We start from the raw sequence: 946 nt of genomic DNA on the forward strand, positions 1-946 counted from the left end.
GTTTTATGTTGTTTCTGCCGTTCTTGATCATCGACTTGGTGGTGGCATCGGTTTTGATGGCCATGGGTATGATGATGCTATCGCCAATGATTGTATCGCTGCCGTTTAAGTTGATGCTGTTTGTGTTGGTGGATGGTTGGAACTTGATATTGTCGACCTTAGCCGGCAGTTTCGCCCTTTAGGTTGGCACAGAGAAAAGAGGTAAGACATGACTCCTGAAATGTTTGTCGAGCTTTTCCGTGAGGCACTGTGGATGGTGTTGATCATGGTCTGTGCCATTATTATTCCCAGTTTGCTCATCGGTTTGGTCGTGGCGATTTTTCAAGCCGCGACGTCAATTAACGAACAGACATTAAGCTTCTTACCTCGTTTGATCGTGACTTTGTTAGCTTTGATGCTGTTTGGTCACTGGATGACGCAAATGCTGATGGAATATTTCTTCGGCTTGATTGAGCGCTTGCCTCAGGTTCTGTACTAGAGGCTGGTATGGAGTATCCCACTCAAATCATCTTAGACTGGATAGCCAATTATTTTTGGCCGTACGTTCGTATCTCGTCTATGTTGATGGTGATGACCGTTACTGGCGCTCGCTTTGTTTCTCCTCGTATTCGTTTGTATCTCGGCCTTGCGATTACTTTTGCCGTGATGCCCGCTATTCCTGCCGTTCCGCAAGACATTCAACTGCTCTCATTTCGTGGTTTTATGACCATCGCAGAGCAGATGATCATTGGCGTCGCGATGGGCATGGTGACGCAATTTATGATCCAAACGTTTGTGTTGCTCGGGCAAATCCTTGGTATGCAATCGAGCTTGGGTTTTGCGTCGATGGTCGATCCTGCCAATGGTCAGAACACGCCATTGCTTGGTCAATTATTCATGTTCTTGACCACCATGTTTTTCCTCGCAACCGATGGTCACTTAAAAATGCTGCAACTGGTGGTCTTCA

At 46.5% G+C, this 946-nt stretch carries 2 protein-coding genes and 1 pseudogene; all 3 read left to right on the forward strand.

Annotated features, from left to right (window positions below):
• Window positions 1-182 (forward strand): annotated as a pseudogene (locus R7Q48_RS25330) (flagellar biosynthetic protein FliP); the annotation flags it as partial.
• A gap of 26 nt (window positions 183-208) precedes the next feature.
• The gene (gene fliQ / locus R7Q48_RS25335) at window positions 209-478 is read left to right on the forward strand and encodes a flagellar biosynthesis protein FliQ (RefSeq protein WP_005457784.1); all 270 of its coding nucleotides are present in this window, start codon (window positions 209-211) and stop codon (window positions 476-478) included.
• An 8-nt stretch (window positions 479-486) separates the two neighbouring features.
• Window positions 487-946 (forward strand): flagellar biosynthetic protein FliR (locus tag R7Q48_RS25340; RefSeq protein ID WP_318132903.1); only part of this gene is annotated, 460 nt, incomplete at its 3' end.

It is taken from the genome of Vibrio sp. 378, from assembly GCF_033339435.1.

What these genes read in the sequence shown, in the direction of transcription:
- fliQ (WP_005457784.1), top strand. Translation starts at nt 209, where the DNA reads ATGACTCCTGAAATGTTTGTCGAGCTTTTCCGTGAGGCACTGTGGATG.